The organism is Rhizobium sp. KNZ2-6A (assembly GCF_056755475.1).
The window spans coordinates 26,393-48,206 of record NZ_JBNDIC010000007.1 but is presented as its reverse complement, the minus strand read 5'-3'; the positions used below and the strand labels follow the sequence as shown (position 1 = coordinate 48,206).

Here is a 21,814-nt window from a genome sequence, read left to right as displayed (position 1 = left end):
CGAGAACAAAAATTGAACATCGCTACTTTATGTTTTAAGCTTCTGAGTCTCAAGCCGGAAAACTGTCGGGGAGTAGGGAGTGCAGAATTTAAGCGTGCAACCATTAACGCCCGATCGCTGGGACGATTTCGAGGTGCTCTTCGGGCCGAGCGGCGCCTGCTACGGTTGCTGGTGCACCTATTTCCGCGTTCCGACGTCGCAACGTAAGACGATGGATGCTGCGGCCAAGAAGTGGTTCATGCAGGAGCGTGTCGCGGCTGGACCGCCACCCGGTCTCCTTGGCTACATCGATGGGCAGCCGATCGCCTGGGTGCAGATCGGTCCGCGCGCCGAGCTGCCGCAATGGAATTCGCCTAAAACCGTATCGCGCCCGCTCGATCCGGCGGATGCGGAGAATAGCTCGATCTGGGCCGTCAGCTGCTTCTTCATGAATGCGCGCGATCGCGGCAAGGGATACAGTCATCGCATGCTTTCGGAGGCCGTCAACTTTGCTAAGGCATCCGGTGCGAGGCTGTTGGAGGGCTGTCCGATCGAGCGGACCAAGCAATCGAAATCCGTCGGCCTTTATGTGGGCTCGCAGCGCATATTCGAAGCGGCCGGATTTTCGGAGGTTGCCAAGCGTAAGGATGGCCGGCCGCTGATGCGGCTCATCCTTTGAAATCGGGCTTTGAGATCGGGTTGTATAGCCTCAGCGCATTTCCAGGAAAAGTGCGCAGCGGTTTTCCGTCCGGAATGCGTGAAAATAAGAGCATAGAGCGTTTTCGCGATTCGAAGAAAAGCGGAAAGGTTCTAGCGCACGATATGGGCCTGGATCAGTGGCGCTGCCTGGCCCCATTCGTTCGCTTGGGGGATCCCTGCCGCGACGGCTGGCGCCATGCGGTGGACGATGGAGTCCGGTTTGAGGTTGATCAGGAGGCACTCCGGAACATGTTCGCTGACCGAATGCAGATTATGGGCCATGTCCTCGACGAAGGCGACGGGCATGGCGCGCTGTTGATGCAGCGACCGCACGATCGGCCCCTTCGGCTGCAGCGATGCCAGCAGAGGATAGGCGAGATCCAGCCTGTCGAGCAGGCGGCGTCTCTGGGCCCAGAATTGTGGCGGCATGGCTGTGAGGAAGACGATATCGGCGTCTTTCGAGAATTCGCCGAGCGTATCGACAACGCGCTCGAAAGGCGTCTGCCATTGTTCCTGCGCCTCGAAGAAGGCTTCGATCAGCCGGTGAACATCCTTTTCTTCCAGGGCGGAGCCATTGTCCCTGGAGACGATGTTGCCGGTCAGCCGGAAAGAGCGTGGCAGGAATTCGTAGCCCTCGCCATCGATGAAGGTCAGGAAAGGAGCAAAGAAATGCAAGACGACGTCGTCGACATCGCAAACGATCAGCGGCCGCTCCTGCAGCCGGATATGCGATACGTCGAATTCGAACGGGGCGTCCATGGTCAATACTCTCCAGAGGCGAGGCCGGGTGGCGAAAAATGCGCCGACGCGGCGGCGATGGCCTCCGGTGGAATGCCGCTCGCCTCGCAAAAGGCCAGCAATGTCGGTTCATGGTTCATGAGGAAGTCGAGCATGCCGGCAAGAAAGGCGGGCTCGTTGATGGCGTTGCGCACCTGCGCCGGCTCCACGCCGGTCAGCGCCAGGAAGCGGCCGAACATATCCGGTTCGTTGGCCAGCCAGCCGAGTACGGCAATCGCGGTCTCTTGCGGGTCGGATGCATTCTTCTTCGGGTTCTTGAAGTTACTTTGCATTTTGAAGGGTGAGTTACCTATTTTTCAACCAAATGCCGGTAGTTTGCGATTCAAGTATTTCTGGAATCGATTCCTCGCGACCCTATATTTCGAGAGAATGAATGCAATACCGGATGCAGGGACAGCTTTCCATGCCTAAGCAGGTAATGATTGTAGAAGACAATGAGCTCAATATGAAGCTCTTTCGCGATCTGATCGAGGCGTCCGGCTATACGACGATCCAGACCCGTAACGGCATGGAAGCGCTCGATCTTGCTCGCAAGCATCGTCCGGACCTGATCCTCATGGATATCCAGCTCCCGGAGGTTTCCGGCCTGGAGGTCACCAAATGGCTGAAGGAAGACGATGATCTCCATGTCATCCCCGTAATTGCGGTTACCGCCTTCGCCATGAAGGGCGACGAGGAGCGCATTCGCCAGGGCGGATGCGAGGCCTACGTCTCGAAGCCGATTTCGGTGCCGAAATTCATTGAGACCATCAAGACCTATCTGGGCGACGCCTGACGATGGGGAAGAACTGATGACCGCACGCATCCTGGTAGTCGACGATATCCCCGCCAACGTAAAGCTTCTGGAAGCACGGCTGCTTGCCGAATATTTCGAAGTGCTGACGGCGGAAGACGGATTGAAGGCGCTCGCCATTTGTGCGAACGCCCAGGTCGATCTCATCCTTCTCGACATCATGATGCCCGGCATGGACGGATTCGAAGTATGCGAGCGTCTGAAGTCGGATCCGCACACGGCGCATATCCCCGTCGTCATGGTGACCGCGCTCGACCAGCCGGCCGACCGTGTGCGCGGCTTGAAGGCCGGTGCCGACGATTTTCTGACGAAGCCCGTCAACGACCTGCAGCTTATCTCCCGCGTCAAAAGCCTTCTTCGCTTGAAGACGCTGAGCGACGAATTGAACATGCGCAGCGAGACCGCGCGCAATTTCGGCATCGAGGATCTGCTTCGGGCCGGCGATGGCCGTGCTGACGAAGCGGGACAGGTGCTTCTGGTCGATGGCCGTGCCAATTCGCAGGAGCGTATCATCCGCACGCTCAAGCCGATCGCCCAGGTCGTCGCAATGTCCGATCCGCAGGCCGCCTTGTTCGAGGCGGCCGAGCAGCCTTTCGAGCTCGTCATCGTGAATTCGAATTTCGAAGGCTACGATCCGCTGCGGCTTTGCTCACAGCTTCGCTCGCTGGAGCGCACGCGCTTCCTGCCCGTGCTGCTGGTGACGGAGCAGGGCGCCGACGAGATGACCGTCCGTGCGCTCGACCTCGGCGTCAACGATTATATCGTCCGTCCGATCGATCCGAACGAGCTCGTCGCCCGCTGTCTCACTCAGATACGGCGTAAGCGCTATAACGACCGGCTGCGTGCCAGCGTGCAGCAGACCATCGAGCTTGCCGTCACCGACGCGCTCACCGGCCTACACAACAGGCGATACCTGGACAATCACCTCAAGGTGCTTTTCGATCGTTCCCTGGCGCGGGGACGCCCCCTTTCGATTCTGATCACCGACATAGATCGTTTCAAGACCGTCAACGACACCTATGGTCACGATGCCGGTGACGAGGTGTTGAAGGAATTCGCGGCGCGCATCCGCTCAACGGTGCGCGGTGCCGATTTGGCCTGCCGTTACGGCGGCGAGGAATTCGTTGTCGTCATGCCGGATACGACAGCCGATATCGCGGCGGCGGTCGCCGAGCGTCTGCGCGCTGCGGTAGAAAATATGCCGGTGAAATTGCGAGATAATGGTGTCGCGCTTAACATCACCGCATCCTTCGGCATTTCGTCCCGTTTGGACACAATCGAGGCGCCGGAGCAATTGATGAAGCAGGCGGATCTTGCGCTTTACGAAGCGAAAAGAGCGGGCCGCAACAGGGTCGTCGCGTCGGCCGCTTGACGGTAGTGCATTGTTAAAGCGGAGATCACCTGCTGATATTGAGGGTATTTTTCAAGTTTTGAACAATGGTCAAAAAAATTGTTCTCTGTTCCACCGAGACGTATCGCCACTGCATTGCTGCAAGAAAAGGCTCGTACTTTTATTTTAATTCGAGCCGAATACGTGTGCATTCGGAATAATCTTGAAATCTCGCCGTAATTTTATTCTATAGCTGTGAATTGTTTGAAACTCCCCTACTGTATACAAGTCGATAAGCGTGAGTTTAACTGAAAGTAATTTATATATTTAGATTTTCTTGAATATATATATTCGGATTTTTCCGCCACCATAGGAATTAGATCTTTATTCCTTAAGCCTTATTGACTTCGGATCGTTAAAACTATCGGACATTCTTTTGTCTCAAAGTCATGAATTTTAACCATCCGAGCAGGCAGGTATTTTTTATCATTAAGAATTTGTTGATTTCCTTTCGATTTCGCGCGATTTTAGTCCAGTACAAAGACAGCCCGCAAGGGTTTCCAGGATACCCCATGATGCTCAGGTCCGCCGCATCTCCTGGGTCGTGGGGTCGGTCGGCTGGCAGGCAGAAAGAGAACGGTTCCTCGTGCCGTTTTGCAGGCTAGCCGGCCCCCAATTTAAAAACGCCGCTCTTCGTTCGTCGAAGGCGGCGTTTTTTCTTCTTCATCAATGCAGCCGGCTTTCAGCCCGGATGATGTCGCAAAACCGGGCTTCGTTCTGGAAATCCTCAGCAAAAACAAAAAAGGCGCAAACCCGCAGGTTGCGCCTTTTTTGTAACCTGAAGTTTAGGAAACTTACTTGATCTTCGTTTCCTTGAACTCGACGTGCTTCTTCGCGACCGGGTCGTATTTCGTCTTCGTCATCTTGTCCGTCATCGTACGGCTGTTCTTTGTCGTGACGTAGAAGAAACCAGTGTCGGCCGTCGACAGCAGCTTGATCTTGATAGTGGTAGCCTTGGCCATAGTCGTCCTGCCTTTAATAAAAATGAACGCCGTGGACGGCCGGTGCGGGGGTCCACGGCGAATTCTGGCGCGAAAATACAAATCGCGCCCGAAAAGTCAACCTCTGTTGCCCATGAAAAGCAGCCGTATCCCCGAAAGCAGGACATAAAGGCCAAAGAAAAAGGCAACGGCCCAGGCAAAGCCGCTGGGATTGGCGAGATCCATGGCGGTGCCGATCGTCGGCGGGCCGAGAACCATGCCGATGGCATAGCAGAAGACGAAGGCAGCGTTGGCAGCCACCAGATCGGCGCCGGTCAGCCGCGTACCCAGATGGCTGAGCCCCACCGTATACATGCCCGAAACGCAGCCGCCCCAGAAGAGCAGGATGATGGCGAGAATGATCCAGTTCGATGACAGCGATGGCAGTAAGAGCGCGCCGACCAGGCCGATGGTGGCCATGATCGAGAGCAATGGCCGCTTGTCGCGCATGCGGTCGGCCAGCAGCCCAAGCGGAATCTGGAAGACGAAATTGCCTACGCCCATGACGGTCAGCAGCAATGCGGCCTGCGATTCGTTGAAGCCGAGGCGCGTCGCATAGCTGGTGAACAGCGAGCCGCCGCCGACGGTTACCGCGCCGAACACGAAGACCGCCGCCGTCGCCGTCGGCACCAGGAAGATGTAACGGACGAAATGCAGTTCGGGCTTTTGGTTGACGACGGGGCTCTCATTGCGCGCAATGAAGATCGGAATGGCCGCCGCCAGGATGATGCAGGCGCCGATGATGAAGGGCATCAGGCCTTCGCTGCCGACCACGGAGAAGAGCAGGGGGCCTGCCGCAAATCCGAGGGAGAAAACCGTGGAATAAAGGCCGAGCACGAAGCCGCGCTTGGAAGGCGGTGAGGCCGCGTTGATCCAGAACTCCGATAGGATGAAAAGGGTCGTAGTCCCACCATGGAAAAGGATGCGCAGCGGAAACCATAGCAGCAGGTTTTCCGCGTAATAGAAGCCGAGTGAACTCAGCGACGAGAGGATGACCGCCCAGATCATCGTCCGGACGACGCCGAAGCGATGCGCGAGCTTGGTCGTGATGACCGCGGCCAGCATCGAGGCTATTCCCATCATCGCCGTGTTGAGCCCGATCAGGCTCGAGGGAATGCCGCGCTTTTCGAGAATGATGCTGAGAAGCGGCAGGCCCAGCCCGATGGCGATGCCGACAGCGGACACGGAGGCAATGGCTGCGACGAGCGAGGGCCAGTGAATTTCTTCGACATGGCCGGCCTTGTCGTTCGTCGGTTCAAGCATAAACTAATTCCTGGAGCATGAGGCAGGCGAATCGATCCGGATGCGCAACATAGAAAGCCACGGCTCGGCCAAATTCAGGTGACGGGTCGGCTTTCATGAGATCGGTCAAACCCTCCGGCATGGTCCCCTTGATGCGCGGCATGTTCAGACAAGAAATATCGCTGATGTCAAGCTGTTGCTGATGAACCGGCTCGCGCAAATCGCGAATATGAGGCGAATCGATCGTGATTCCCGATAGAAGAGGGCAATGGTGTGAGACAACCTCGGCCCTTCGTCCGGGCCGATTGCGCAGACGGACATGCATTGTCACGACCGGCCGTTCCCTTCGTCCCATTCTTTCGGACTGTCGTCATGTCCGCCGAATCCATGCATCCGGAGCGCCCATTGCAGGCCGATGACGCCGCCCTTGATCGGTTGAATGACGGCAAGCGCTGTGATGACGGTGATAGGCACCCATATGGCGAAATATGCCCAGAGCGGCAATTTGAAAGTCATGTCCATTAGCATGTAGCCGCCGACGACGACGTGGCCGAGAACCAGGATCACCAGATAGGGCGGCAGATCGTCGGCGCGCTGGTGAAAGATTTCCTCGCCACATGCGGCACAATGATCGACCGGTTTCAGGAAGGCGCGGAAGAGCCTGCCGGTGCCGCAGCGCGGACAGCGGTTCAGCATGCCGCGGGAAATCGATCGTCCAAGCGGGCGCTCGCTTTCATCGGAGCCACCGAAGCGGGTGGGAGAGTCGGATGGGCTGCCCGTCATGAATGCGTTTCCTTCCTGCCGGCAGCCGCCTTTTACCTGCGTCCGCGCGGCGGTCTTGTGCCCGGCGCCTTGCGGGCCTGGTTCTTGTTGCGGCGGGTCGCCTTGTGAAAGGAACGCACCGCGGTCGGCATCGACCGGCCTTCGCTCAGCATTTCGAAGCGCAGAGCCCCGGCAAGCGGCACAGCCTCGGCGAGCCTCACGCTGACGTCATCGCCGAGACGATAGCCGAGCCCCGTTCTTTCGCCTGTCAATGCCTGATGCGCCTCATCATAGATGAAATAATCGGAGCCCAGCGTGGATATGGGGATGAAACCGTCGGCGCCATAGTCCGGCAGCGTGACAAAAAGTCCCGACTTGGTAACGCCGCCGACGCGCGCCTCGAATTCCGCACCGACCTTGCCGGCCAGATGATGGGCGATGAGCCGGTCCACGGTCTCGCGCTCGGCCGCCATGGCGCGGCGCTCGAAGGTCGAGATTTCGGCGGCGATATCGTCAAGCGTTGCCTCTTCGTCCGGCGTGATCCCGCCTTCGCCGAGACTGCGCGAGCCGACCAGCGCGCGATGCACGATGAGATCGGCGTAGCGGCGGATCGGCGAGGTGAAGTGGGCATATTTCATCAGGTTCAGGCCGAAGTGCCCGATATTGTCGGGGCTGTAGATCGCCTGGCTCTGCGAGCGCAACACCATCTCGTTGACCATGGTCTGATGCGGCGTGCCCTCGGCTTTCGCGAGGATGCCGTTGAAGCTGTTGGCCCGAACATTGCCACCCTTGGCGAGCGTTATATCGAGCGTCGCCAGGAATTCGCGCAGTACTTCCTGCTTGGCGAGCGTCGGCCCGTCATGGATGCGGTAGACGAGAGCCTGCTTCCGCTTCTCCAGCGTTTCGGCGGCGGCGACGTTTGCCTGGATCATCATTTCTTCGATGAGCTTGTGCGCATCGAGGCGCGGCGGCACGAAGACGCGATCGACCGTACCATCAGTCTTCAGCAGGATCTTGCGCTCGGGCATGTCGAGTTCGAGCGGCTGGCGACGGTCGCGGCCCTTCTTCAGAATGGCGTAGGCGTGCCAGAGCGGCTTGAGGATCGGCTCCAGCATCGGCCCGGTCTTGTCGTCGGGCTGACCGTCGATCGCCGCCTGCGCCTGCTGGTAGGAAAGCTTAGCCGCGCTCTTCATCATGACGCGATGAAAGGTGTGGCCGGCCTTGCGGCCCTCCCTGGAGAAGATCATCCGCACGGCGAGGGCGGGGCGGTCGACGCCTTCCTTCAGCGAGCAGAGATCGTTGGAGATGCGCTCGGGCAACATCGGCACGACGCGATCGGGGAAATAGACCGAATTGCCGCGCTTCAGCGCCTCGCGGTCGAGCGGCGAGTTCGGCCGCACATACCAGGAGACGTCGGCGATGGCGACGGTGACGATCACGCCGTCCGGATTATCCGGCGACGGGTCCATTTCGGCATAGACGGCGTCGTCATGATCCTTGGCGTCGGCCGGATCGATTGTTATCAGCGGCAGGCTGCGCCAATCCTCGCGATGCGACATGGTCGCTGCCTTGGCGGCATCGGCTTCGGCAATCACGGCGGCGGGGAAGACGTGCGGGATTCCATGCGCATGGATGGCGATCATGGAGATCGCTTTTTCCGAGGCGACCGAGCCGATGACCGACAGCACCTTGGCGCGCGGCAGGCCGAAGCGGCCGAGGCGGGCAATTTCCACCTCGACGAGATCGCCATCTTTGGCGTCGCCGGTATAATCCGGATCGATGACCATCTCCTCGCCGCGACGCTCGATCGGCATCAGCCGGCCGCCGCCGCCGGGCGTTTCGCGGAAGACGCCCATGGAGGCGCCCTTGCGCTTGTCGAGGACCTTGATGATGCGAGCCGTATAGGCCGGACCGCCGCGATCCACTGCCGAGAAAATCTTTGCGAGGATGCGATCGCCCATGCCGGCGACCGGCGCCTTGCCCTTGCCGTTGCGGCCGGCGGGCGACGAGGATTGCTTGATCATCACGGCAGGTGCGACGCCGTTTTCGTCTGCCCATTCGGCGGGCCGGCCGATCAGCTCGCCATCCTTGTCGCGCGTGGTGATGTCGAGAACGGCAATCGGCGGCAGCGCGCCGGGGCGGATGAGCGACTTGCGGCTCTTCTGCACCATGCCGTCTTCTTCGAGCTCGCGCAGAAGGTCTTTCAGCGCGACGCGGCTCTCGCCCTTCAGGCCGAAGGCTTTGGCCAGTTCGCGCTTGGAGGCCTGCTGCGGATGTTCGGCGATGAAGCGCAGGATGACCTCGCGTGGCGGCAGAACGCCGTGGACGATCGCCATCATCGGCTCGGCGTCACCGCCCGCCTCGCCGGCGCGGCCGGGTTTGCCGGAACGCCGTTCCGACGATGGATTCCTGCCGCGCGGTTCTCTGCTCACTCTGCACTCTTCTTTTTCGCTGTCGTCTTGGCCGCAGGCTTCTTTGCAGCAGCCTTCGGCTTGGCGGTCGTTTTCGTCGCTTTTGCGCCGGCTGCCGCAGCCTTTGCCTTGGCAGGCGCCTTCTTGGTGGTGCCGCCGCTCTTGCCGGCCTTCGCCGCGATCAGAACCAGGGCTTCCTCGACCGTGATCGCCTGCGGATCCGTACCCTTCGGCAGCGTCGCATTGACCTTGCCCCAATTGACGTAGGGACCATACTTGCCGTCGCGAACGGTGATCGAGCCGCCGCCATCCGGATGCGCGCCGAGATCCTTCAACGCCGCGGGCGTACCGCCGCGCGCTCCGCCGCCTGCCTTGCTCTGCTTTTCGGCAAGAACGGTGACGGCGCGGTTCAGACCGACGGTGAAGACGTCTTCGACAGTTTCGAGGTTGGCGTAGCTGCCGTCATGCAGAAGGAAGGGGCCATAGCGGCCGATGCCGGAAGAAATCATCTTGCCGGTTTCGGGGTGCTTGCCGATATCGCGTGGGAGCGAGATCAGCGCCATCGCCTTTTCATAGTCGATATCCTCGGGCTTCCAGCCCTTCGGCAGCGATGCGCGCTTGGCCTCCTTGCCGTCGCCCCGCTGGATATAGGGTCCGAAGCGGCCCGAACGCAGCGTCAGCTCCTCGCCGGTCACCGGATCGGTGCCGAGCGCCTTCGGTTCGTTCAATCCGTTGGATTCGGCTTCCGTGCCGCCCTCCGACGAAAGCTGGCGGGTATAATTGCATTCCGGATAGTTCGAGCAGCCGACGAAGGCGCCGTATTTGCCGAGCTTCAGCGAGAGATTGCCCGTGCCGCATACCTGGCAGATGCGCGGATCGCTGCCGTCCTCGCGCTTCGGGAAGACGAGCGGAGCAAGCGTCTCGTTCAGGGCGTCGAGAACGTTGGTGACGCGCAGTTCCTTGGTGTCTTCGATCTGGGCGAAGAAGTCGCGCCAGAAGTCGCGCAGCACGTCCTTCCAGTTCAGCTCGCCGGCCGAAATGCGGTCGAGTTTCTCTTCCAGATCGGCCGTGAAATCATATTCCACGTATTTGGTGAAGAAGCTTTCGAGGAAAGCCGTCACCAGCCGGCCCTTGGCCTGCGGCAACAGCTTGCGCTTGTCGATGGTCACGTAGTCGCGGTCGCGCAGCGTCGCGAGCGTCGCAGCATAGGTGGAGGGTCGGCCGATGCCGAGCTCTTCCATCTTCTTGATCAGCGATGCTTCCGAATAGCGCGGTGGCGGCTCGGTGAAATGCTGGGTCGAATTGATCTTCTGCTTGGCGAGATTTTCGCGTGCATTGATCTCCGGCAGGCGGCCGCCTTCTTCGCTATCGTCGCTCTGTTCGCCGTCTTCCTTCTGGTCGGTATAGGCGGCGATGAAGCCATCGAAACGGATGACGGAGCCGACGGCACGCAGGCCTGCCTTCTTGCCGGCGTTGTCGGCCAGGATCTCGACGGTCGTGCGCTCGATTTCGGCCGAAGCCATCTGGCTGGCGATGCCGCGCTTCCAGATCAGGTCGTAGAGCTTGAGCTGGTCGTCGTCGAGGAACTTGCGGATGCGGTCCGGCACGCGGTCGAAATCGGTGGGGCGGATCGCTTCGTGTGCTTCCTGGGCATTCTTTGCCTTGGTGGAATAGAAGCGCGCCTTTTCCGGCAGGTAGCGGTCGCCGAACTGGTTGGCGATGGCGCGTCGTGCTGCATCGATCGCTTCCGGGGCCATCTGGACGCCGTCGGTACGCATATAGGTGATGAGACCGACGGTCTCGCCGCCGATGTCGAAGCCTTCATAAAGCTTCTGCGCCACCTGCATGGTGCGCGAAGCCGAGAAGCCGAGCTTCGAGGAGGCGGCCTGTTGCAGCGTCGAGGTGGTGAATGGCGGGCTCGGATTGCGCTTGACCGGCTTCGCCTCGACGGTGTCGACGACATAGGAGGCACCCTCCAGCAAGGCCTTCAGCCTACCGGCTTCCTCGCCGTTGCCGATTGCGCGCGGCTGCAGCCGCTTGCCGTCGGCAGACACCAGGCGCGCTTCGAATTCGTCGCCGCGCGGCGTCTTCAGGATCGCCGACAGGTTCCAGTATTCTTCCGAGATGAAGCGTTCGATTTCGGACTCGCGATCGCAGACGAGGCGAAGTGCGACGGATTGCACGCGGCCGGCCGAACGAGCGCCCGGCAGCTTGCGCCACAGCACCGGCGATAGGTTGAAGCCGACGAGATAGTCGAGAGCGCGGCGGGCGAGATAGGCGTCGACCAGCGGCACGTCGATATCGCGCGGATCGGCCATGGCGTCGAGCACGGCCTTCTTGGTGATGGCGTTGAAGACGACGCGCTTCACCGGCTTGCCGTTGATGACACGCTTCTTGTTCAGGAGGTCGAGCACATGCCAGGAAATGGCTTCGCCCTCGCGATCCGGGTCGGTCGCGAGAAACAGGCTGTCGGAGGATTTCACCGCATCGGCGATGTCCTTCATGCGCTTTTGCGAAGCGCCATCGACTTCCCACAGCATTTCGAAATCTTGATCCGGCAGCACCGAACCGTCTTTGGCGGGCAGGTCACGCACATGGCCGAAGGAAGCAAGAACCTTATATCCGGGTCCCAGATATTTATTGATTGTCTTGGCCTTGGCAGGCGATTCCACCACTACAACGTTCATCATCAAGTCTCTGAATAAGAGGTCGCGCCGATATAAGGCGCGGGAGATACCGGGTTTTTCCGGCTTCCCGGCCTTCCGACATGGACAGGGAATTCGTCGCGGTCAAGAGGCGAAGGTGATTTTTGCGCTTGGCGCGGCGATGCGATGCTTAGAATTGGTATGCGTGTCACAGTTTTCAATCCAGCATGGAGATCGACACCAGTCCGCCGGGATGGCGATGTAGCCGGCCGGCCATGTCCAGTTCGAGAAGGACGGAATGAACGGCCGATATCGGCAGGCCGGTATGGCGGACGATGTCGTCGATTTCGACCGGTGTCGGGCCGAGCGCCTCAACGATATGGTCATGCTCGGCATCATCGGGCGGCACTGAAAGCGGCTTGGTCCGTTCGGCGGGTGTCTCTGCCGGGCGCGGGCGAAAGAGGTCCGGCTCGGCGAGCGGCCGCAACGCCTCGACGATATCGTTCGGCGTCGTCACGATCATCGCGCCGTCTTTCAGCAGGCCGTTGGTGCCTTCGCAGCGCGGATCGAGCGGCGAGCCGGGAACGGCAAAGACAAGCCTGCCGAATTCGCCGGCAAGACGCGCCGTGATCAGCGAGCCGGAGCGGGTTGCGGCTTCTACGACCACGACACCGAGCGAGATACCCGCGATCAGGCGGTTGCGGCGCGGAAAGTCGCGGGCTCGCGGCTCCCAGCCGAACGGCATTTCACTGACGGCGAGCCCGTTGCCGTCGCAAATCTCGTTCAGCAGGCCGATATTCTCGGGCGGATAGGGTTGGTCGAGCCCACCCGCCAAAGCGGCGATCGTGCCGGTCGCGAGGCTGGCGCGGTGGGCGGCCGTATCGATCCCGCGCGCGAGGCCCGAGACCACGGCATAACCTGCTTCGCCGCACATGCGCGCGATCATGGCGGTGAATTTGGCGCCGCTGATCGAAGAATTGCGGGAGCCGACCATACCGATTGCCGGTCGTGTCGCTGTGGGCATGCTGCCTTTGACGGCAAGAAGCGGCGGCGCGCCGTCGATCTCGCGAAGGGCGGGGGGATAGTCCGGCTCGCCGATGCCGACGAAGCGCGCGCCGAAGCGATGGGCCGCCTCCAGCTCCCGCAGGGCGTCCCGCTCGTCGGCAATGCGGATGGCGCGCGTCGAGCCACCGCGCTGCGAAAGCTCCGGCAGCATGGCAAGTGCTGTTTCGGCGGAACCGTAGTGATGGATGAGATCGCGAAAGGTTGACGGACCGACATTGTCGGAGCGAATGAGCCTGAGCCAGGCGATCCTTTGTTTTTCGGTCAGCGCAACTCCGGTCCGTCTTGCGCTGCCTGTGTCCATTACCCCTTCGCTCCGATCTTGCTTTCTGTGCCGGCGGTCAGCCTGATGATGTTGGCCCTGTGCTTGTACCAGGAAATGACGGTCATCAGCGCCATGGCGGCGGCGATCTTGTCGCCGCCCAATATCCACAATACAACCGGTATGACAAGGGTTGCAACCAATGCGGAAAGCGAGGAGTAGCGTGTGGTGAAGGCGATGACCAGCCAGACGATGGCGAAAATCAGCGCCATCAGCGGCGCGAGGCCAAGCAGGATGCCGAGATAGGTCGCGACGCCCTTGCCGCCCTTGAAGCCGATCCAGACCGGGAAGATGTGGCCGATGAAGGCGGCAAAGCCGGCCAGCACAGCGGCATCGCCGCCGAAGAAATGCGCAACGATCAGGACGGCGGCCGTGCCCTTGAAGGCGTCGAGCAGCAGCGTGGCTGCCGCAAGCCCCTTGTTGCCGGTGCGCAGCACATTGGTCGCCCCGATATTGCCCGAGCCGATGTTGCGCACGTCGCCGAGCCCGGCCATGCGCGTCAGCAGCAGGCCGAAGGGGATCGAGCCGAGCAGGTAGCCGATGGCGAGGCCGGCCAGCGCGGTCTGCGGGGTAAGCTGCCAAGTCCAGAATTCGGCCATCACGTCTTATTCTCCGTAAACCCCAGGCTTATCCTAGAGACTGTGGACGAGCTTGCCGGCGACATAGGTCGCAACCGCCCGGCCGCTCATCCTCGCATCTTCGAAGGGTGTATTCTTCGAGCGCGACAGAAGCATGTCTTTGGCGACAAGCCAAGGCTCGTCAAGATCGACAAGCGCGATATCGGCCTTGGCGCCAGGCTTCAGCGTGCCGGCATCCAATCCGAAGATCTGCGCCGGCCGCGTCGAGAGCGCATCGACGAGCCGCATCAGGCTGACCTGGCCGCTGTGATAGAGCCGGAGTGCGGCCGGAAGCAGCGTTTCGAGCCCGACGGCGCCGTCTTCCGCCTCGCCGAATGGCAGGCGTTTCGTATCGACGTCCTGCGGATCATGCGAGGAGACGATGATGTCGATCGTGCCGTCGGCCAGCGCTTCGATCATGCCCGTGCGGTCGTCCTCGGAGCGCAGCGGCGGGTAGAGCTTGAAGAAGGTCCGGTACTCGCCGATATCGTTCTCGTTGAGCGCGAGATTGTTGATCGAGATGCCGCAGGTGACTTTGGCGCCGCGCGAACGGGCAAGGCGGATCGCCTCAGCCGATTCCGGCACTGAAATCATCGCGGCATGATAATGGCTGCGTGTCAGCGTCGCGATGCGAAGGTCGCGCTCCAGAGGGATCAGTTCGGCTTCCTTGGGAATGCCCGAGAGGCCGAGCCAGCTTGCAAGCAGGCCTTCGTGCATGACGCCGTTTGCACCGAGATATTTGTCGCGCGTCTCGCAGGAAATCACCGCGCCGAATTCCCGCGCGTAGGTCATGATGCGACGCAGGACCTGGCTGTCGTGGATGCCGGAATGGGCATCTGTGAACACGACGGCTCCGGCTTCCCGCAGAAGGCCGATTTCCGTCATCTCCTCGCCGGCAAGGCCCTTGGTGAGGGCCGCTGCCGGATAGACGTTGACGACGGCCGTATCGCGCGCCGTTTTCCTGACGAATTCGACAAGCGCGATGTCGTCGATGATCGGATCCGTATCCGGCATCATGATAAAGGAAGTGACGCCGCCGGCCGCTGCCGCACGGCTGGCGGAGGCGATGGTTTCGCGATGCTCGCCGCCGGGCTCGCCGACATGCACGCGCGCATCGACCAGGCCGGGGATGGCGACAAGCCCATTGCAATCGCGAACGCTGGCGCCCTTGGGAGCACCATGGTTCTTCGCGTCCTTGCCTGAAGCAACGATCACGCCGTCTTCGACGACGATCGTGCCGATCTCATCGAGATCGCGGGAGGGATCGATGATGCGGACGTTCTGGAGGACGATCGAGTTGGTCATGCGCCCGCTCCCTCGGTGCGAGGTCCTTGGTTCTGCGAAACGAGCAGCGTCTCCATGACGGCCATGCGCACGGCGACGCCCATTTCCACCTGTTCGGCGATGACGCTTTGCGGGCCGTCGGCCACTTCTGAGGCGATTTCCACCCCGCGGTTCATCGGACCCGGATGCATGACGAGCGCATCCTCCTTGGCGACCTTGAGCGTTTCGGCGTCGAGCCCGTAGAAATGATAGTATTCGCGCACCGAGGGTACGAAGGCGCCGGACATGCGTTCGCGCTGCAGGCGCAGCATCATCACGACGTCGGCATCCTTCAGCCCTTCCTTCATCGAATGGAAGACTTCGACGCCCATGTCGGCAATGCCGGCCGGCAGCAGCGTGGCGGGCGCCACGACCCGGACGCGTGCGCCCATGGTGTTGAGAAGCAGGATGTTGGAGCGGGCAACGCGCGAGTGCAGCACGTCGCCGCAGATCGCGACGATGATGCGCGAGAGCTTGCCCTTGGCGCGGCGGATCGTCAGCGCGTCGAGCAGCGCCTGGGTCGGATGCTCATGCTGGCCGTCGCCGGCATTGACGACGGAGCAGGACACCTTCTGCGCCAGAAGCGCGGCTGCACCCGCGCTCGAATGGCGGATGACAAGCACGTCGGGCCGCATGGCATTCAGCGTCATCGCCGTATCGATCAGCGTCTCGCCCTTTTTGACGGATGAGTTGCCGACCGACATGTTCATCACATCGGCGCCGAGCCGTTTGCCGGCGAGCTCGAAGGAGGATTGCGTGCGCGTCGAGGCTTCGAAGAAGAGATTGATCTGCGTCAGCCCGCGAAGCGTCGACGTCTTTTTCTCGCGCTGCCGGCTGATCTTGACCGCCTCGTCGGCCTTGTCGAGAAGATAGGTGATATCCTGCTCGGTGAGGCCTTTGATGCCGATGAGGTGGCGGTGGGGAAAGAAGACCATGAACCTGCCCTCTGGATTTCGTCAGGCGGTCTATAAAGAGGGAGCGCCTGTGGGGCAAGCGGGGGTGTGCGCCGAGGCCGCTTGTTCCCCATGCAATTTCGCCCGAATCCCGCTACAGGACCTACGCCGGTGGGAGACGTAACTTCCGGTTTCCCTTTGCAACCTTCTTGCTCTACAAGCGATTCATGACCCAACAGACCCGGACCGACGACCACTTTGCCGACCTGAACCAGCCGAGCCTCTGGACCGGTATCAATGCCTATCGTTCCGATCCGCTGATCGTCGATCTCACCTCCGGCCTGCCGCGTTCGACGCGTGAAGAGCTGGAGCAGCACGGGCGGTTCGTCACGTCGCACGAGGCGCAGGAACTGGCACGCATGGCGAACCAGGGCGCGCCGCAGCTGCGCACCCATGGTCCGCGTGGCGAGCGTCTGGATGTCGTCGAATTCCATCCCGCCTGGCATGCGCTGATGCGCCGCTCCATGGCGATGGGGCTGCATTCCTCGATCTGGGATGCACAGGCCGATCCCGAAGCGAAGGGCCAGTCGCACAAGGTGCGCGCAGCTCGCTTCTATCTGACGGCTCAGCTCGAATGCGGTCATCTGTGCCCGTTGACGATGACCAGCGCCTCCGTGGCCGCCATGATGGCCTCGCCGGCAATACAGAAGGATTGGGCACCGAAGATCCTTTCGCGCAAATACGATTCGTCCAACAAGCCCGCCATGCAGAAGAGTGCCGTCACCATCGGCATGGGCATGACGGAAAAACAGGGTGGCACGGATGTGCGTGCCAACAGGACGAGTGCCGACAAGGTCAGCGAAGGCATCTACCGGCTCTCGGGCCATAAATGGTTCATGTCGGCGCCGATGAGCGATGCTTTCATCATGCTGGCCCAGACCAAGGACGGCATGGGCTGCTTCCTCGTGCCGCGGCTGTTGGAGGATGGCTCGGCCAACGGTCTGCACTTCCAGAGGCTGAAGGACAAGCTCGGCAACCGGTCGAACGCCTCCTCCGAAGTCGAGTTCACCGACACGTTCGGCTTCCTGCTTGGGGCGCCCGATGGCGGCATCCGCACGATCCTCGACATGGTAACGCTGACGCGGCTCGACTGCGCTCTGGCATCCGCCGGCATCATGCGCGCCTCGCTCGCCGAAGCCGTGCATCATGCGCGTGGCCGCAGTGTCTTCGGCAAGATGCTGGTCAACCAGCCGATAATGACGCGTGTGCTCGCCGATATGGCGCTCGATGTCGCCGCCGCGACCGCGCTTGCTTTCCGCCTGGCCGAGGCCTTCGATAAGGCAAGCGGCAGCAGCGAGGACGCGGCCTATGCCCGCGTCATGACGCCGGTTGCCAAATACTGGTGCTGCAAGATCGCGCCGGCGCTGATCTATGAGGCCATGGAGTGCATCGGCGGCAGCGGCTATATCGAAGAGCGCCCGATCGCCCGCCATTATCGTGAAGCCCCCGTCAACGCGATCTGGGAAGGCTCCGGCAACGTCATGGCACTCGACGTGCTGCGCGTATTGAACCGGGGCAGGGATCTGTTCGAAACCGTCTTTGCCGGTCTCGCCCGCGATCTCGGGCCTGCCGGCAAGAAGACCATCGAAGTCCTGCGTGCTGCCATGGCGCTCTGCGAGCAGGATGAGGGCGCTGCCCGCCTGCTGGTCGAGCAGATGGCGCTCGCAGCCGGTGCGGCCGAGCTTTATCGCCTCGGAGCCGGCAAGATCGCCGATGCCTTCCTCGAAACGCGTCTGGCCGGCGGCTGGCGCGCCACTTATGGCATGCTCGATTCCCGCTTCGACGCCAGCTACATTGTCGATCTGCTTTATCCGCCGGCCACCTAGCTTACGCTCGGTGATTCCGCGAACTGTCTAGCCAGATCGATGGGATACTAATATTTATTATATATTGGTATGAACGCAGGAGGTTTTAATGGCTCGCAATACGTCCGTTTCACTTAGCGATCATTTTAGCGCCTTCATCGAGGCTCAGATACAAACAGGCCGGTATGGTTCTGCCAGTGATGTCGTTCGGGCCGGCTTGCGCTTGCTGGAAGAACACGAGGCGAAGGTCAGGACCCTTCAGGATGCATTGATCGCCGGGGAGGAATCCGGACAGCCGGCTCCTTTTGACAATGCCGCCTTCCTAAGGCGGATGCGAACGGCACATGGCGAATAAGCCTCGCGGGTACGGTCTGTCTCCACTTGCTGAGGCCGACCTCGAGGACATCTGGCGATATAGCGTCGAGAACTGGTCGGTAAGGCAGGCTGAAACCTATCATGCGGAAATTGTTGAAGCCTTGGAGGGATTAGCGTCCGGTTTGAAAATCGGACACCGCGCCGACATTCGTCAAGACTATTTCAAATATACCGTCGGTTCTCACATGATCTATTATCTGTTGCAAGATTCGCGGATCGCCATCATTCGTGTGTTGCACCAACGGATGGACGTAAATCTCCACCTCCAAAAAGAGATTTGAACGTTTGACCGACTGATCGCAAAGCTTTTAAAGTTCATATGGAAATGCTTCCATGATCAAACTCCGCAACGTCCGCTCCGACGACATCGACCAACTCTATGCCATCTCGCTTGGGACGGGGGATGCCGGCAAGGACGCGGCCCCGCTGCATCGCGACGGTCGGCTGATCGGACACATCTATTCCGCGCCCTACGCCACGCTTCATCCCGAGCTGGTTTTCGTCGCCGAGGATGATGAGGGTGTGTTCGGTTACATTGCCGGCGCCTTCGACACCGCGGCGTTCGAGGAGAGGCTGGAGCGCGAATGGTGGCCGCATCTGCGGCAGCATTATGCCGATCCGCAAGGCGATCCGGCGCTCTGGGATGCGGATCAGGAGCGGATATCGGCCATCCATCATCCCGAGCAGGCGCCCGCTCTCCTTATCGAACGTTTCCCCGCACATATTCATATGAACCTGCTGCCGCGTGCCCAGGGCAAAGGCATCGGTACGGCATTGCTGGATCGCTGGCTGGCGAATGCTCGAGCCAATGGCGTCCACGGCGTTCATCTTGGTGCCAACACGAGCAATCATGGCGGCGTCCGGTTCTGGTCGTCACGCGGTTTCGTTCCCGTGGAACTGCCGCCGGGTATGGCGTCCGAGACCACGATATGGTTTGGTCAGTTTCTCTAATCTGTGGATTCGTGCGGTTTGACGGACCAGAGCCCGAAGGCTTTGTTGTTCGAGGCGATCCGGCTTGCTATTCACCGCCCGGTGACAGATTGGAGCCGAGTCGATGGCCATTGCAAACGCAGCCGTTAAAATCCCCGTGGAAGCGCCCGTTCCGGAAAAGCGGCTGCGCAACCGCGCCGCCACCGAGCAGGCGATCCTCGATGCCGCCAAGCGGCTGCTAGCGGAGGAGGGGTTCCAGAATTTCGGCATCAACGCGGTTGCCCGCGGCGCCGGCTGCGACAAGCAGCTGATTTATCGCTATTACGGTGGCCTCAACGGTCTCGTGGAAGCGATCGGCACGGATCTCGGAAGCTGGGTAACGGATCGCATTCCCGACGACACCGGCGGCATGTTCCTTCTCACCTACGGCGATCTGATGGAGCGGCTTTCGATGCTGTTTCTCGATGCCTTGCGCGCCGATCCGCTGATGCGCCGCATCGTCGCCTGGGAAGTTTCCGAAAGCAGCGAGCAGGTTCGCCGCCTGTCGGAGGCGCGCTCCAAGGCGCTCGCCGGCTGGATCGAACGCATGCGCGGCTCGTTGGTGCCGCCCAAGGGCGTGGATACCCAAGCTGTCAACGCTATGATCTTTGCCGCCATCCAGCACATCGTACTGGCGTCAGCCGTCAGCGATCAATGCGCCGGTCTCCCTTTGAAAAACGGCAAGGATTGGGAGAAGGCGGCAACGGCCTTGAAGCGGATCGTGCGCGGCGTCTACGGCTGACGCCGGGGCTCAGGCGAGGGATATCCACAAGCCCGCTCCGCCGTTAACCTTAACAATTGGTTTACATTGCGCCGCGGCGGTTAACTCGTCACTGTGAGAAGACGAAGAGTTAACCATCAAGCGTGCAGCCATGGGGTCAAAACCCGCAAAATTAGTGTTTCTCGTCGCGGCGATGATGTTCTTCGCCGTGCTCGCACTAGATATAACGCTGCCCGCGATGGTGTTGAGCGCCATGGCGTTGTCGAATTGGTTCGTCCTTTCGGCTGGCACGACGCAATTTCAGCGTCGAAGGGGTACCGCATGAAGTGGTTGTTGATTGGCTGGGCCGGGCCGGTCTCGTTTCTCGGAGCATGGTATTATCTGTCGTACTACGACATGAGCTTCGGCATCTTCATGCTGACGCGGCAGATGCATGACCTGGTGTTCGACATCTACGGCAAGATCCTCGGCATCCCGCCGGAAACCATTCCGCCGCTGGTTGCCCGCGCGATTGCCTTCGATAGCCTGCTGGTCTTTGCGATCTTCGGATTTCGCCGCCGCGCCGCCATTATCGCGTGGTGGAAGCGCCGTCAGGCGTCGAGATCGGGCAAGCTTGCTCTTCCGAGCGCCGACAGCCTGTCCAAAGCTCCCTGAAGAATGAAGCTCGCCGCCGCCGAGTCGATACGCTCGGCGCGCTTGGCCCGCGAAACGTCCATTTCCAGAAGCGCCCGTTCGGCGGCCACTGTCGAAAGCCGCTCGTCCCAGAAGATGAAGGGAAGGGCGGTCTTGTCCGACATGCTGCGCACGAAGGCGCGGGTTGCCTGCACGCGCGGCCCCGAAGAGCCGTCCATGTTGACAGGCAGCCCTATGACGAAGGCTGCGACCTTTTCCTTCTCGGCGAAGGCGAGCAGCATCTCGGCATCCTGGGTGAATTTCACCCGCTTGAGGACGGGGCGAGGCGTTGCAAAGCGCCGTCCGAGATCCGACATCGCAAGCCCGATCGTCTTCGTGCCGAGGTCGAGGCCGGCGATCGGTTGACCGGGCAGGAGCATCACGGCTAGGTCTTCGATGGTCAGCGTCGTCATCAGGTCTCGCTCTCGTCAAAACAAATTGAAGCCAAAGCCGCTTTTCTTTGCCGCGGTTTGGGATATCTCCTAGACACCACCCAACCATTTCAAATCAAGTCATAAGGAGAAATCCAATGAAGATCATCTGGCTCGGCCACTCCGCTTTTCGTATCGAAACCGCCAGGGCAAAAATACTGATCGATCCTTTCCTGACTTACAATTCCTCTTTCGCTGCCGCCGGTCTCAACATTAAGGACGTTGCCGATGGCGTGACCCATATCCTGCTGACGCATGGCCATGCGGACCACGTCGGCGACGCGGTTCAGATCGCCAAGGACACGGGCGCGGTCGTTCTCGCCAATGCCGATCTTGCCTCCTGGCTCGGAACCAAGGGCGTCGAGAAGCTGGAAATGGGCAATACTGGCGGCACAGTCGGGCTCGGCGGCTTCTCGGCCACCTTCACCAATGCGCTGCATTCCTCCGCGCAGATCACCGAGGACGGCGTTTCCCACGCGCTCGGCAATGCGAACGGCCTGATGCTGCATTTCGACGACGAGCCGACGCTGTTCCACATGGGCGATACCGACATCTTCTCGGATATGGGACTGATCAACGAGCTGCATCAGCCCGATATCGGCATCGTGCCGATCGGCGACCGCTTCACCATGGGCGGTGCCGTGGCAGCACTTGCCTGCCAGCGCTTCTTCAACTTCAAGACCGCCATTCCCTGCCACTACGGCACTTTCCCGATCATCGACGAGACGCCGGAAAAGTTCATCGCTGGCATGGAAGGTTCGAAGACCGTGGTTGCTGCGCCGAAGGCGGGCGAGAGCGTTTCTGCCTGACGATACCCGTTGCGTATGGCGGGCATGGCCTTTATAGCGATAGGAAAAATCCTATC

General features: G+C 60.7%; 24 protein-coding genes. 10 read left to right on the top strand and 14 right to left on the bottom strand.

Going from position 1 to position 21,814, the window contains the following annotated elements; genetic code table 11:
• The first annotated feature begins 79 nt into the window (after positions 1–79).
• Entirely contained in the window at positions 80–658 is a 579-nt protein-coding gene (locus ACPYOP_RS07310; protein ID WP_481409724.1) for a GNAT family N-acetyltransferase, read from the top strand.
• Positions 659–789: 131 nt separating this feature from the next.
• On the opposite strand, the gene ACPYOP_RS07305 is transcribed toward ACPYOP_RS07310, so the two are convergent.
• Together ACPYOP_RS07305 and ACPYOP_RS07300 are read right to left on the bottom strand one after the other, a co-directional pair.
• Positions 790–1,437: a hypothetical protein gene (locus tag ACPYOP_RS07305; RefSeq protein ID WP_481409723.1), complete on the bottom strand. Its 648-nt coding sequence runs from the start codon at positions 1,435–1,437 to the stop codon at positions 790–792.
• Positions 1,438–1,439: 2 nt separating this feature from the next.
• The gene (locus ACPYOP_RS07300) at positions 1,440–1,748 is read right to left on the bottom strand and encodes a DUF3572 domain-containing protein (protein WP_481409722.1); all 309 of its coding nucleotides are present in this window, start codon (positions 1,746–1,748) and stop codon (positions 1,440–1,442) included.
• A gap of 131 nt (positions 1,749–1,879) precedes the next feature.
• Here ACPYOP_RS07300 and ACPYOP_RS07295 point away from each other — a divergent pair, with 131 nt between their 5' ends.
• The gene (locus tag ACPYOP_RS07295) at positions 1,880–2,251 is read left to right on the top strand and encodes a response regulator (RefSeq protein WP_028754034.1); all 372 of its coding nucleotides are present in this window, start codon (positions 1,880–1,882) and stop codon (positions 2,249–2,251) included.
• A gap of 16 nt (positions 2,252–2,267) precedes the next feature.
• Complete coding sequence (locus ACPYOP_RS07290) at positions 2,268–3,641, top strand: PleD family two-component system response regulator (protein WP_481409721.1); 1,374 nt, start codon at positions 2,268–2,270, stop codon at positions 3,639–3,641.
• An 812-nt stretch (positions 3,642–4,453) separates the two neighbouring features.
• Here the strand turns inward: ACPYOP_RS07290 and rpmG are convergent.
• From rpmG to ACPYOP_RS07240, 10 genes are all read right to left on the bottom strand, one after another.
• Positions 4,454–4,621: a 50S ribosomal protein L33 gene (gene rpmG, locus ACPYOP_RS07285; RefSeq protein ID WP_003547442.1), complete on the bottom strand. Its 168-nt coding sequence runs from the start codon at positions 4,619–4,621 to the stop codon at positions 4,454–4,456.
• Between the two features lie 96 nt (positions 4,622–4,717).
• Positions 4,718–5,902: an MFS transporter gene (locus tag ACPYOP_RS07280; protein WP_481409720.1), complete on the bottom strand. Its 1,185-nt coding sequence runs from the start codon at positions 5,900–5,902 to the stop codon at positions 4,718–4,720.
• Entirely contained in the window at positions 5,895–6,212 is a 318-nt protein-coding gene (locus tag ACPYOP_RS07275; RefSeq protein WP_481409719.1) for a hypothetical protein, read from the bottom strand. Before ACPYOP_RS07275 ends, ACPYOP_RS07280 begins: the two co-directional genes overlap by 8 nt.
• The gene (locus tag ACPYOP_RS07270) at positions 6,209–6,664 is read right to left on the bottom strand and encodes a DUF983 domain-containing protein (RefSeq protein ID WP_481409718.1); all 456 of its coding nucleotides are present in this window, start codon (positions 6,662–6,664) and stop codon (positions 6,209–6,211) included. Before ACPYOP_RS07270 ends, ACPYOP_RS07275 begins: the two co-directional genes overlap by 4 nt.
• Positions 6,665–6,696: 32 nt before the next feature.
• A complete protein-coding gene (gene rnr, locus ACPYOP_RS07265) occupies positions 6,697–9,075 on the bottom strand; it encodes a ribonuclease R (RefSeq protein WP_481409717.1) in 2,379 nt (792 codons plus the stop codon).
• Complete coding sequence (gene topA / locus ACPYOP_RS07260; protein ID WP_481409798.1) at positions 9,072–11,741, bottom strand: type I DNA topoisomerase; 2,670 nt, start codon at positions 11,739–11,741, stop codon at positions 9,072–9,074. The genes rnr and topA overlap by 4 nt, the downstream gene beginning before the upstream one ends.
• Before the next feature lie 175 nt (positions 11,742–11,916).
• On the bottom strand, positions 11,917–13,065 hold the full coding sequence (dprA, locus tag ACPYOP_RS07255) for a DNA-processing protein DprA (RefSeq protein WP_481409716.1): 1,149 nt from the start codon (positions 13,063–13,065) through the stop codon (positions 11,917–11,919).
• The gene (gene plsY, locus ACPYOP_RS07250) at positions 13,065–13,682 is read right to left on the bottom strand and encodes a glycerol-3-phosphate 1-O-acyltransferase PlsY (protein ID WP_481409797.1); all 618 of its coding nucleotides are present in this window, start codon (positions 13,680–13,682) and stop codon (positions 13,065–13,067) included. Before plsY ends, dprA begins: the two co-directional genes overlap by 1 nt.
• Before the next feature lie 33 nt (positions 13,683–13,715).
• The gene (locus ACPYOP_RS07245; protein WP_481409715.1) at positions 13,716–15,005 is read right to left on the bottom strand and encodes a dihydroorotase; all 1,290 of its coding nucleotides are present in this window, start codon (positions 15,003–15,005) and stop codon (positions 13,716–13,718) included.
• Positions 15,002–15,958 (bottom strand): aspartate carbamoyltransferase catalytic subunit, encoded by a 957-nt coding sequence (locus ACPYOP_RS07240; protein ID WP_481409714.1) that lies wholly within the window; start codon positions 15,956–15,958, stop codon positions 15,002–15,004. Before ACPYOP_RS07240 ends, ACPYOP_RS07245 begins: the two co-directional genes overlap by 4 nt.
• 185 nt (positions 15,959–16,143) lie before the next feature.
• Here ACPYOP_RS07240 and ACPYOP_RS07235 point away from each other — a divergent pair, with 185 nt between their 5' ends.
• The 5 genes from ACPYOP_RS07235 to ACPYOP_RS07215 all read left to right on the top strand — a co-directional run bounded on the left by ACPYOP_RS07235 (position 16,144) and on the right by ACPYOP_RS07215 (position 19,867).
• The gene (locus ACPYOP_RS07235) at positions 16,144–17,802 is read left to right on the top strand and encodes an acyl-CoA dehydrogenase family protein (RefSeq protein WP_481409713.1); all 1,659 of its coding nucleotides are present in this window, start codon (positions 16,144–16,146) and stop codon (positions 17,800–17,802) included.
• 88 nt (positions 17,803–17,890) lie between these two features.
• Positions 17,891–18,136 (top strand): type II toxin-antitoxin system ParD family antitoxin, encoded by a 246-nt coding sequence (locus ACPYOP_RS07230; protein ID WP_481409712.1) that lies wholly within the window; start codon positions 17,891–17,893, stop codon positions 18,134–18,136.
• The gene (locus ACPYOP_RS07225; protein WP_481409711.1) at positions 18,126–18,437 is read left to right on the top strand and encodes a type II toxin-antitoxin system RelE/ParE family toxin; all 312 of its coding nucleotides are present in this window, start codon (positions 18,126–18,128) and stop codon (positions 18,435–18,437) included. Before ACPYOP_RS07230 ends, ACPYOP_RS07225 begins: the two co-directional genes overlap by 11 nt.
• A gap of 52 nt (positions 18,438–18,489) precedes the next feature.
• Positions 18,490–19,107: a GNAT family N-acetyltransferase gene (locus tag ACPYOP_RS07220; RefSeq protein ID WP_481409710.1), complete on the top strand. Its 618-nt coding sequence runs from the start codon at positions 18,490–18,492 to the stop codon at positions 19,105–19,107.
• A 103-nt stretch (positions 19,108–19,210) separates the two neighbouring features.
• Positions 19,211–19,867 carry a TetR/AcrR family transcriptional regulator gene (locus ACPYOP_RS07215; RefSeq protein ID WP_481409709.1) on the top strand — a complete coding sequence of 219 codons (657 nt, stop codon included), beginning with the start codon at positions 19,211–19,213 and terminating at the stop codon, positions 19,865–19,867.
• Between the two features lie 9 nt (positions 19,868–19,876).
• Here the strand turns inward: ACPYOP_RS07215 and ACPYOP_RS07210 are convergent, their stop codons facing one another.
• On the bottom strand, positions 19,877–20,101 hold the full coding sequence (locus ACPYOP_RS07210) for a hypothetical protein (protein ID WP_481409804.1): 225 nt from the start codon (positions 20,099–20,101) through the stop codon (positions 19,877–19,879).
• A 66-nt stretch (positions 20,102–20,167) separates the two neighbouring features.
• Here ACPYOP_RS07210 and ACPYOP_RS07205 point away from each other — a divergent pair, with 66 nt between their 5' ends.
• A complete protein-coding gene (locus ACPYOP_RS07205; protein ID WP_481409708.1) occupies positions 20,168–20,500 on the top strand; it encodes a DUF6105 family protein in 333 nt (110 codons plus the stop codon).
• Here ACPYOP_RS07205 and ruvX read toward each other — a convergent pair.
• Positions 20,437–20,931: a Holliday junction resolvase RuvX gene (ruvX, locus tag ACPYOP_RS07200; RefSeq protein WP_481409707.1), complete on the bottom strand. Its 495-nt coding sequence runs from the start codon at positions 20,929–20,931 to the stop codon at positions 20,437–20,439. The two genes, ACPYOP_RS07205 and ruvX, sit on opposite strands and share 64 nt — an antisense overlap.
• A gap of 116 nt (positions 20,932–21,047) precedes the next feature.
• Here ruvX and ACPYOP_RS07195 point away from each other — a divergent pair, with 116 nt between their 5' ends.
• Positions 21,048–21,758 carry a metal-dependent hydrolase gene (locus ACPYOP_RS07195; RefSeq protein ID WP_481409706.1) on the top strand — a complete coding sequence of 237 codons (711 nt, stop codon included), beginning with the start codon at positions 21,048–21,050 and terminating at the stop codon, positions 21,756–21,758.
• Positions 21,759–21,814: the final 56 nt, after the last annotated feature.

What these genes read in the sequence shown, in the direction of transcription:
- ACPYOP_RS07270 (WP_481409718.1), bottom strand. Translation starts at nt 6,664, where the DNA reads ATGACGGGCAGCCCATCCGACTCTCCCACCCGCTTCGGTGGCTCCGAT.
- ACPYOP_RS07210 (WP_481409804.1), bottom strand. Translation starts at nt 20,101, where the DNA reads ATGGCGCTCAACACCATCGCGGGCAGCGTTATATCTAGTGCGAGCACG.
- ACPYOP_RS07305 (WP_481409723.1), bottom strand. Translation starts at nt 1,437, where the DNA reads ATGGACGCCCCGTTCGAATTCGACGTATCGCATATCCGGCTGCAGGAG.
- ACPYOP_RS07195 (WP_481409706.1), top strand. Translation starts at nt 21,048, where the DNA reads ATGAAGATCATCTGGCTCGGCCACTCCGCTTTTCGTATCGAAACCGCC.
- rpmG (WP_003547442.1), bottom strand. Translation starts at nt 4,621, where the DNA reads ATGGCCAAGGCTACCACTATCAAGATCAAGCTGCTGTCGACGGCCGAC.
- ACPYOP_RS07240 (WP_481409714.1), bottom strand. Translation starts at nt 15,958, where the DNA reads ATGGTCTTCTTTCCCCACCGCCACCTCATCGGCATCAAAGGCCTCACC.
- ACPYOP_RS07235 (WP_481409713.1), top strand. Translation starts at nt 16,144, where the DNA reads ATGACCCAACAGACCCGGACCGACGACCACTTTGCCGACCTGAACCAG.
- ACPYOP_RS07205 (WP_481409708.1), top strand. Translation starts at nt 20,168, where the DNA reads ATGAAGTGGTTGTTGATTGGCTGGGCCGGGCCGGTCTCGTTTCTCGGA.
- ACPYOP_RS07290 (WP_481409721.1), top strand. Translation starts at nt 2,268, where the DNA reads ATGACCGCACGCATCCTGGTAGTCGACGATATCCCCGCCAACGTAAAG.
- ACPYOP_RS07230 (WP_481409712.1), top strand. Translation starts at nt 17,891, where the DNA reads ATGGCTCGCAATACGTCCGTTTCACTTAGCGATCATTTTAGCGCCTTC.
- ACPYOP_RS07225 (WP_481409711.1), top strand. Translation starts at nt 18,126, where the DNA reads ATGGCGAATAAGCCTCGCGGGTACGGTCTGTCTCCACTTGCTGAGGCC.
- plsY (WP_481409797.1), bottom strand. Translation starts at nt 13,682, where the DNA reads ATGGCCGAATTCTGGACTTGGCAGCTTACCCCGCAGACCGCGCTGGCC.
- ruvX (WP_481409707.1), bottom strand. Translation starts at nt 20,931, where the DNA reads ATGACGACGCTGACCATCGAAGACCTAGCCGTGATGCTCCTGCCCGGT.
- ACPYOP_RS07220 (WP_481409710.1), top strand. Translation starts at nt 18,490, where the DNA reads ATGATCAAACTCCGCAACGTCCGCTCCGACGACATCGACCAACTCTAT.
- topA (WP_481409798.1), bottom strand. Translation starts at nt 11,741, where the DNA reads ATGAACGTTGTAGTGGTGGAATCGCCTGCCAAGGCCAAGACAATCAAT.
- dprA (WP_481409716.1), bottom strand. Translation starts at nt 13,065, where the DNA reads ATGGACACAGGCAGCGCAAGACGGACCGGAGTTGCGCTGACCGAAAAA.
- ACPYOP_RS07215 (WP_481409709.1), top strand. Translation starts at nt 19,211, where the DNA reads ATGGCCATTGCAAACGCAGCCGTTAAAATCCCCGTGGAAGCGCCCGTT.
- ACPYOP_RS07280 (WP_481409720.1), bottom strand. Translation starts at nt 5,902, where the DNA reads ATGCTTGAACCGACGAACGACAAGGCCGGCCATGTCGAAGAAATTCAC.
- ACPYOP_RS07245 (WP_481409715.1), bottom strand. Translation starts at nt 15,005, where the DNA reads ATGACCAACTCGATCGTCCTCCAGAACGTCCGCATCATCGATCCCTCC.
- ACPYOP_RS07295 (WP_028754034.1), top strand. Translation starts at nt 1,880, where the DNA reads ATGCCTAAGCAGGTAATGATTGTAGAAGACAATGAGCTCAATATGAAG.
- ACPYOP_RS07300 (WP_481409722.1), bottom strand. Translation starts at nt 1,748, where the DNA reads ATGCAAAGTAACTTCAAGAACCCGAAGAAGAATGCATCCGACCCGCAA.